We start from the raw sequence: 9385 nt of genomic DNA on the forward strand, positions 1-9385 counted from the left end.
CCGATGTTGCAGTGCGGCTTAGTGCGGGAAAACTTTTCCTTGCCCATCAGAGCCTCCTAAAGTTCAAATGACTTGTGAGAGAAGCGGTGGCTTACGCGTACTTCGCGATGACCTTCTCGGCCTCGCCGCGCGGCACCTCTTCGTAGTGATCGAACTGCATCGTGAAGTTGGCGCGGCCCTGGGAGAAGGAACGCAGCTGGTTCACGTAGCCGAACATGTTGGCCAGCGGCACCATCGCGTTGATGACGTTGGCGTTGCCCCGCATGTCCTGGCCCTGGATCTGGCCGCGGCGGGAGTTGAGATCGCCGATGACCGAGCCGGTATACTCCTCGGGAGACACCACCTCGACCTTCATCACCGGCTCCAGCAGCACCGAGCCGCCCTTCTGCAGCGCCTCGCGGAAGGCGGCGCGGGAGGCGATCTCGAAGGCGAGCGCCGAGGAGTCGACGTCGTGGTAGGCGCCGTCGATCAGTTCCACCTTCACGTCGACCACCGGGAAGCCGGCGAGGACGCCCGCGCCGAGGACCGAATTGAGGCCCTTCTCGACGCCGGGGATGTATTCCTTCGGCACCGCGCCGCCGACGATCTTCGACTCGAACGAGAAACCGGCGCCCGGCTCGTTCGGCTCGACGATGAACTTCACCCGGGCGAACTGGCCGGTACCACCGGTCTGCTTCTTGTGGGTGTAGTCGATCTCCTGACGGCGGGTCAGCTTCTCGCGATAGGCCACCTGCGGCTGACCGATATTCGCGTCGACCTTATAGGTGCGGCGCAGGATATCGACCTTGATGTCGAGGTGGAGCTCGCCCATCCCCTTGAGGATGGTCTGGCCCGATTCCTGATCGGTCGAGACGCGGAAGGACGGATCCTCGGCGGCGAGCTTCGAGAGCGCGATGCCGAGCTTCTCCTGGTCGGCCTTCGACTTCGGCTCGACGGCGATCTCGATGACGGGCTCGGGGAACTCCATCTTCTCGAGGATCACGGCCTTGTTGGCGTCGCACAGCGTGTCGCCGGTGCGGGTGTCCTTGAGGCCCGCGAGCGCCACGATGTCACCGGCATAAGCCTCCTTGATGTCCTCGCGGTTGTTGGCGTGCATCAGCAGCATGCGGCCGACGCGCTCCTTCTTGTCGCGCGAGGAGTTCAGGACGCTGGTGCCCGACTCGACCTTGCCCGAATAGACGCGGCAGAAGGTGATCGTGCCGACATGGGGATCGTCCATGATCTTGAAGGCGAGCATGGAGAAGGGGTCCTCGTCCGACGGCTGGCGCTGGACAGGCTCCTCGGTCTTGAAGTCGAGACCGTCGACGGCGCCGCGATCGACCGGGGACGGCAGGTAGTCCACGACGGCGTCGAGGAGCGGCTGCACGCCCTTGTTCTTGAAGGCCGAGCCGCACAGCACCGGATGGAAGGCGCGCAGCTGCACGGCGCGGCGCACGAGGCGACGCAGACCATCCTCGTCCGGCTCGACACCGTCGAGATAGGCGGTCATGGCGTCGTCATCGAGCTCGACGCAGGCTTCCACCAGCTTCGTGCGATACTCGACGGCCTGATCCTTGAGATCGGCCGGGATCTCTTCCTCGTTGAAGTTCGCGCCGAGCGCCTCGCCCGACCAGACGATCGCCTTCATCTTGATGAGGTCGATCACGCCCTTGAAGTTCGACTCGGCGCCGATCGGCAGCTGGAGGCAGACCGGCTTGCCGGCGACGCGGCCGATGATGTCGGCGACGCACTTGAAGAAGTCGGCGCCGATCTTGTCCATCTTGTTGACGAACACGACGCGCGGCACGTCGTACTTGTCGGCCTGACGCCACACGGTCTCGGTCTGCGGCTCGACGCCCTGGTTGCCGTCGAGCACGCACACGGCACCGTCGAGCACACGGAGCGAGCGCTCCACCTCGATGGTGAAGTCGACGTGGCCGGGGGTGTCGATGATGTTCAGGCGCTTGTCGCGCCAGAAGCACGTCGTCGCGGCGGAGGTGATGGTGATGCCGCGCTCCTGCTCCTGCTCCATCCAGTCCATCGTGGCGGCGCCCTCGTGGACTTCGCCGATCTTATGGGACTTTCCGGTGTAGTACAGGATCCGCTCGGTCGTCGTGGTCTTACCGGCATCAATGTGAGCCATGATGCCGAAGTTGCGGTAGTCCTCGATCGCGTGCGTGCGGGGCATCGGGGTCTCTCCGAAGAAGTCAGGCTAGGAGCGCCACCGAAAGGCGGCGCTCGACAGGCGAATTACCAGCGGTAGTGCGAGAAGGCGCGGTTGGCTTCCGCCATCCGGTGGGTGTCCTCGCGCTTCTTCACGGCGTTGCCGCGGTTGTTGGCGGCGTCGAGCAGCTCGGCGGAGAGACGCTCGATCATGGTCCGGTCGTTGCGGGCGCGGGCGGCCTGGATCAGCCAGCGGATGGCGAGAGCCTGACGGCGCTCGGTGCGCACCTCGACGGGGACCTGGTAGGTCGCGCCGCCGACGCGGCGGGAGCGGACCTCGATCGCCGGGGCGACATTGTCCAGCGCGGCGCGGAACACCTCGATCGGGTTCGCGTGGGCGCGGCTCTCGACGATGTCGAAGGCGCCGTAGACGATCCGCTCAGCGGTCGACTTCTTGCCCTCGTACATGATCGAGTTCATGAACTTCGTCAGCACGACGTCGCCGTACTTGGCGTCCGGGATGATCTCGCGCTTCTCGGCAGAGTGACGACGGGACATCTTGTAACTCTCGAAAAATTTGACTTAAGCGCCCCGCGCAGGCCGCCTTGAGCCCGAGGGCCGGCGACATCCTTGCGAGGCCGTGGAAACCGGCCGTTCCGAAGAAATTACTTCGGACGCTTCGCACCGTACTTCGAACGACGCTGCTTGCGGTTCTTGACGCCCTGCGTGTCGAGCACACCGCGCAGGATGTGGTAGCGCACACCCGGAAGATCCTTCACGCGGCCGCCGCGGATCATGACCACGGAGTGCTCCTGAAGGTTGTGACCCTCGCCCGGGATGTAGCCGATCACCTCGAAGCCGTTGGTGAGACGGACCTTGGCGACCTTACGGAGCGCCGAGTTCGGCTTCTTCGGGGTCGTGGTGTAAACGCGGGTGCAGACGCCGCGCTTCTGCGGGCAGGCGTTGAGCGCCGGCACCTTGTTGCGCGCCTTCTGTGCCCTGCGCGGCTGGGCGATCAGCTGGTTGATCGTCGGCATCCTGTGCCCTCTTCATCCGGCCGCGGAGGCGGCCACCGTCTGAACCTGTCGAAGCCCCTTGCGGAGCGGTCGGTCCGCGAGCGAACCCGCGGCAAAACGAATAGCGCCAGAGGCCGATCAGGGCCTTTGGCGATGGTGAGGCAGAGGATCACGCCGCTTGGGACGACGCGGTCTTACCCGCTGATCTGACGAGCACGTCAGGGTGTGATGCCGGTATCGGTCTGACGACGGTCGCCGAAGCCCCTGGCTTCGACCCGAAAGCGACTCTCGATCCACCGGAGTGGCGCGCTTCTACGCGGGAGGGTTCCGGCCGTCAATGCCCGGAGGGGATAAAGTTCGATGAACGGGCCCATGATCTGCGGCTACGCTCGCTTTCGTCAGGTTCGCGGCCTACTCGGCCGCATCCGACAGGCGAAAAGCCTCGATTCCACGCCGCTCCGGGTTGATCTCGGCAAGCGCGCGCTTGGCTGTCTCGAGCGGATGCTCGGCCTCGATTCGCACCGAGGCGAGGTCCGGGCTTTTGTAGACGGTGACCACCGTGTCCATCACTTCGGTCAGCGTGGTGCGCTTGTCCTCGGGGGCAGCGATCAGGAGCTGCAGGCCCCAGCCGCGGAACAGATCGATCAGCGACTGGCTGTTGCGGATGTCGAGCTTGGAGAAGGCCTCGTCGAGCAGGCAGAGGCCGAGCCCAGGGGTCTCGTCGCCGGGCCGGTCGCCGGGATAATAGGCGGAGGCCATCGAGGCGGCGATCGCCACGTAGAAGGGCGCCTGCGCCTCGCCGCCGGAGCCGCGCAGGGCTCGGCTGGAGAGGGTGGTGCGGTTGCCCGCCCGGTCCCGCATCCCGATCTCGTAGACGAAGTAGTTGCGGTAATCGGCCAGTCGCGCCGCGCTCTCCTCGCCCTCGATCAGCGCGGTGATCTCGGCGAGCGCCGCCGCCAGCGGCCCGTCCTCGGAGCCGGGCAGGATCGCCTGGGCCGCGTCGGGCGAGCGGGCGACCTCGGTGGCCAGGGCGTGGACGGCGGCGTAGCGGCGGTCGACCTCCGCCTCGAAGGCGTAGGTCTGCCCGGTGAAGGTCTGGGACGACAGCCGCTCGTTGAGCGCATCGAGCCGGGAGCGCATCCGCTCGAACTTGTCGGCGAGGCGGGTCAGCAGATCCTCGGTCATCAGGCGGCGCATCTCGGCCTCCGCCCGCAGGGACTGGTCGCGGTAGCGGCGCAACTCGTGGCCCGCCACCTCGTCGCGCTCGCGCATCGCCCAGGCATAGCCGAAGGAGGCCGGCGCCTCGCCCGTTCCCAGGGGATTCTCGACCCGCCACGCGGCACAGTACTCGGCGAGGTCCCGCTCGGCGGCGCGCCCCTGGTTGCGCACGCTGTCCGCCGCCTCGCGGGCGGAGGCACGGGCCTGCGCGGCGAGGGAGGCCAAAGCCTTGGCGTCGAGATCGGCCCGGTCGGCGCGGGCCTGGGCGATGCCCTCGATCGCCCCCGGCATGTCGGCGGGCGCCGATCCGGCGAGGCGGATGCGCACCGTGTCGCCGGAGGTCCAGCGCCTGGCGGCGGCGCGGTAGGCCTGGAGCGCGGATCGGACCGCCTCACGCCCCTGTGCCACCCGGGCCTTCAGCCCCGCCTCCTCGGCGAGCAGGGCATCGCGCTTCGGCTCCAGCACCTGCACGAGTTCGGTGAGATAGGCGGAGCGCTCCTTCTGCAGCTCCTTCAGCTCCGCCTCGATCGCCCCCGCATCGGCCCGGGCGACGCTCTCCTGCTCGGTGGCGAGGCTGCGGCGGCGCCCCTCGATGGCATCGGCCTCGGCGCGCAGGGCCTCGACATCCACCGGCGCCTCGGCGAGCCGGCTGCGCAGCAGCGCGGCGATGCGGGCGGCCTCGCGCATCACCGTCGCCTCGGCCCGCAGCATCCGCGCCTCCTCGCGCGCCTCGTCGAGGCGGCGGCGGGTCTCGGCGGTCGGCCCGCGCTGGCCGCGGGTCATCATCAGGGGCACCGGGCGGACCACAGAATAGGCCATGCCCGAGGTCGAGCGCCCGCTCGGCGCCACCGCCCGGCTCATCTGCTTCAGCGCCGCGTCGTTCGGGGCGAGGTCGTAGCCGCCGAGCCGGGCGGCGAGGAAGGCCTCCGCATGCTCGCTCTCGGTCTCGATCAGCCCCATCGGCCCGTCGTCGAAACGCCGGGCGGTGCGGCGGGCGGTGTCGGTCGTCTTCACCAGCAGGCAGCGGAAGAACTGATTCTTGCGCGATTCGAGGACGGAGAACGCCTTGTCGAGCTGGTCGGGCTCCACCACCAGCGCCTCGCGGGCGCGGCCGAGCAGACCTTCGAGGGCCGGCCCCCATTTCGGATCGACGATCTCGGCCAGCTCGCAGACCGGCGCCGCCGGGATGCCGAGCCGGCCCAGCTCCTCGCGGAACGCCTCCGTGTCCGAGGACAGGCGGGCGGCACTGGAGCGGCCGGCATTCACCTGCCCGTCGAGGCTGCGCACCTCGGTCTCCCGCTCCCTGGCCTTGATGCCGAGATCCTCCGCCTCCTCCTCCAGGGCGGCCGCCACGTCGGGCATCTGGCGCAGGCCGTCGAGCAGGGCCTTGAGCGGCCCGTCCGCGCGCAGGATTTCCTCCGGCGGCGCCTCCCGTCGCAGGCCGGCGCGGGCGCAGGCCTCGACGATGCGTGCGGCCTGTCCGTCGATCCGCCGCAAAGGGCCGATGACGGCGCTGAGGCGGCCGGCATCCTGCACGAGGCCGACGATGCCAGAGAGGCGGTTGGTCAGGTCGCGCCGGTCGCGGGCGACCACGGCGAGGCCGGCATGGGAGGCGGCGAGCCGCGCCTCCGCGGCGCTCCCCACGATCAGCGCCTTGCGGCCGGCGATCTCGGCATCGATCTCGCGCACGAAACCCTGGCTGGTGGCCACGCTCTCGCGGGCGATGCGCAGGCGCTCCGATGTCTCGGCAAGCGCTTCGCGGGCGCCGGCATGGTCGAGGATGCGCCGGCGCAGATCGGCACCGGCGGCGCGCATCTCGTCGAGGGCGGCAGTGAGGCTGGCGCGGGCCCAGGATTCGTAGCGCTCGCAGATGCGGGACAGGTGGGCGAGGCGCTTCTCAAGCTCCTCGATCGTCTCCAGCAGCCGCCGCCACGTCTCGATCGACTGGCGGATGCGGGCGACATCGAGCGGCTCGGCCTCCAGCACGAAGCTCCGCACGAAGGCGCTGGTGTCGAAGATCGGCTTGAACGCCACCGCGTTGGAGAAGGTGCGCAGGAACTGGCGCGGATCGGGCACCGCCGCCCCCTCGCGCAGCGTCGCCAGGACTGCGGCGGTGAAGCGCTCGCCGGAGGTGCGGAATTCCTCGAAGCTGTCGGCGCGGTGGCGCAGATCGGCGGCGATCTCGGTCCAGGGGGCGACGAAGCTGCCCTCGCCAGTCTCGCGGACGTAATCGGCGATCTCGAAACGGTGGCCGATGGCGACGAAGCGCGAGAGCGTCTCTTCCTTCGCCTCGTCGGAGCGGGCGGCGAGGGCGAGGCCGACGGTGACCACCCGGCCGCTCGATGCATTCTCGAACACGAGAGCGATCACGGTCTCGCAGGCCTCGCGAGTCGGACGCCCGCCCTCGGCCGGATCACTGATCCAGCCGAGGCAGTAATCGCGCACGGTGCGGGCGCTGCGGCCGGATGCCGAGGCGTTGAGGGCGAGCCGGCTCGCATTGTTGCCGGCGAGCACGGTGCCGACCGCGTCGAAGATCGTCGACTTGCCCGCGCCCGTGGGACCGACGAGCGCCGCCGCGCCCCGGATCCGGATCTGCTCGCGCCGGATGAGGTACCAGTTCGAGATCGCGATGTCGGTGAGACGGTACACCGGCCCGGCCGCTTGTCCTCAGGGGTGAACGAGACTCAGCGCAATGAACGCTGCGCTGCGCGGGCGCAAGGCCGGGAGCTCCCGGGCGTTTGAGCCGATACGGCCGCCGCATGCAACCCACGGGACAATTCGGTCCAGAAATACGACTTTATCGAAGTAAATTATTGCGGAAATGCTATACTCACAGAAGCGTGAATTGACCGACCGCCAACAATTCAAGAACGACGCAGCATCTTCATAGGCCGACATCCTGCCTTCCAACAACTACTTGCACACCCACTCAACGACAGGTTTGTAGAGCGCAAACGTTTGTCACCTTCGACAGAGGCATACGTATTTTGAAGCACACGAACTCTGTCGATTTTGACACACAATCAACGCGATCCGTGTCACATGGTGGGGCTTTCCCTGTTTCGCCCGTGAAATCGCCCGACATTATGCCCGCCCGCCGGCCTCGCCTGACCATAGGGATTATATTTATCGTCTTCTCGGTCCTGCTTTGGGGCGCAGCCTCATGGCTGTCCGGCTCCGTTATTTGGTTTTGATATTGAGATTAAATATCCCGCTTATAGGCAATAAAGCCGCCCAAAATAAAACCTCCCTGCAAGGCACAGAGGGAGGCTGCAAGCATCAGAACATCGACCATGATGAATTGCCCGCTATAGAAATGGTAGGCAACACGCACAACGACAACCACAAAGCTCGCAACAGCCAACATTCCCCAGTGGCAGGAGTATCCGATCAACGCTCCGGCTATGATAAGAAATAAGATCGCTAACACTGGGCCATGATCCTGCTCTGCCGTTCCGGTGAATGATCGCTTGTGCGTGAAATTTTTCCTTAGGTTACCGCTTCATGGATTTGGGCGCAAAGCCCTACACGAGGTAAAACTAGGCTGACTTTATGGGTTCCTCTTAATTGAAAGATATCGTTAACGATGTGGCCGCTTTCGTCCGGGCGAAAGCGGCCTTCCGCGCCTGGAGGAGACGCCTTGGAACCCCGGTTCTCTGTGCCGCTGTGGCTACCAGCCCCGGAACGATCCTTTCGATTCGGGCCCATATGCCTCCGTCAGCCCTGCTTTCCAGCAGCGTGCGTCAAACTCGGCAGACAACGGCTCCGATTTCATCGACCTCGTCAACAATCCCGGCCACGTTGAGAGGATCGCCGGGATCGACGGCATGATGACCAGATCCGTCCTTTTCCACCGACGAGGAGGACGGGCTCGGGCGGCTACGGTTCCTCCATGGCGAGCCCTTCGCGCGGCGCGGGATCGGCGATGCGCTGGTCGAGGCCTGCATCCGCTTGGTCCGCGAGGCAGGCTATCGCCGGCCGATGCAGCGGACCCACACCGTGCTGGAGGCGGCCCGGCGCCTCTATGCCCGCCAGGGCTTCGAGCGCACCGAGATCGCCCTCGGCCACGCCTTCGGCGAACCCGTCGAAGGCGAGACGTGGGTGCCGGAGCTGCGGGCTCCGGCGAGCCCGGAATCAGGCCGCGCTCGCCCGCAGCCCGGACTTGCGGCCGAGCCACGCTCCCGCCGCCGCGAGGTCGGCCTGGGACAGGCCGTGCCCGGCCGGCTGAACCGTATGGGTCACCGCCGCGCCCGCCCTCTCGAGCATCCCGGCGAGCCGTTCGGCATTCTCGGCGGGAACGATCGGGTCGAGAGCACCAGAGAGCAGCAGCACCGGCCGCCCCACGAGGTCCGCCTCCGGGCTCTCGGCCAGGGGCACCATCGCCCTGAGCAGCACCGCGCCCGCGAGCACCTCGGGATGCAGGAGCAGGGTCGCGGCGGCGATGTTAGCGCCATTGGAAAACCCGACCGCGACCGGCGCCGCCAAGCCATAGGCGGCGCGGGCCCGCGCGATGAATTCGGCGAGTTCGCCCGCCCGGCGGCGGACATCCGCCTCGTCGAACACCCCCTCCGACAGGCGCCGGAAGAAGCGCGGCATGCCGTTCTCCAGCACCGGGCCACGGAGCGAGAGCAAGGGGGAGCCCGGCGAGAGGGCCCGGCCCAGGGGGATCAGGTCGTTCTCGTCGCCGCCCGTTCCGTGCAGCAGCAGCAGCGGCGGCGCAGTCTCCGCCGTGCCGGGCTCGAAGCGGTGGACGAAGCCGGTGGGAACAGGGTGGGTCATGGCACTCTCCTCGATGGTAGAGCGAAGGAGCCGCCCGGAGGGTTCTCCGGGCGGCCATCGGCTGAGTTCAGGCGACCTTCGGCAGCACCGCCTCGATCCGCCCGCGATGGGGTTCGAGGAAGGGCGGCAGCTTCAGCACGCTGCCGAGTTCGGCGGCGGGTTCGTCGATGGCGAAGCCCGGCGCATCGGTGGCGATCTCGAACAGCACCCCGCCGGGCTCACGGAAATAG

Annotated in this window: 6 protein-coding genes and 1 pseudogene; all 7 read right to left on the reverse strand. The window is 67.4% G+C overall.

Annotation, left to right across the window (positions count from 1 at the left end):
• Positions 1–91 precede the first annotated feature (91 nt).
• Positions 92–2167, reverse strand: coding sequence for an elongation factor G (fusA, locus tag MZTS_RS14200; protein WP_192284333.1), 2076 nt, complete (start codon positions 2165–2167; stop codon positions 92–94).
• A gap of 62 nt (positions 2168–2229) precedes the next feature.
• Positions 2230–2700, reverse strand: coding sequence for a 30S ribosomal protein S7 (rpsG, locus tag MZTS_RS14205; protein WP_009866119.1), 471 nt, complete (start codon positions 2698–2700; stop codon positions 2230–2232).
• A 107-nt stretch (positions 2701–2807) separates the two neighbouring features.
• Positions 2808–3179, reverse strand: a complete 372-nt coding sequence (gene rpsL, locus MZTS_RS14210) for a 30S ribosomal protein S12 (RefSeq protein WP_009866120.1) — start codon at positions 3177–3179, stop codon at positions 2808–2810.
• 390 nt (positions 3180–3569) lie between these two features.
• Entirely contained in the window at positions 3570–7025 is a 3456-nt protein-coding gene (locus MZTS_RS14215; protein WP_192284334.1) for an SbcC/MukB-like Walker B domain-containing protein, read from the reverse strand.
• A gap of 553 nt (positions 7026–7578) precedes the next feature.
• Positions 7579–7806: a hypothetical protein gene (locus MZTS_RS14220; RefSeq protein ID WP_192284335.1), complete on the reverse strand. Its 228-nt coding sequence runs from the start codon at positions 7804–7806 to the stop codon at positions 7579–7581.
• Between the two features lie 704 nt (positions 7807–8510).
• Positions 8511–9155: an alpha/beta hydrolase gene (locus MZTS_RS14230; protein WP_009862793.1), complete on the reverse strand. Its 645-nt coding sequence runs from the start codon at positions 9153–9155 to the stop codon at positions 8511–8513.
• Between the two features lie 67 nt (positions 9156–9222).
• Positions 9223–9385, reverse strand: a pseudogene (locus MZTS_RS25240) (ring-cleaving dioxygenase); the annotation flags it as partial.

It is taken from the genome of Methylorubrum zatmanii, assembly GCF_014845115.1.
Classification (GTDB): domain Bacteria; phylum Pseudomonadota; class Alphaproteobacteria; order Rhizobiales; family Beijerinckiaceae; genus Methylobacterium; species Methylobacterium zatmanii.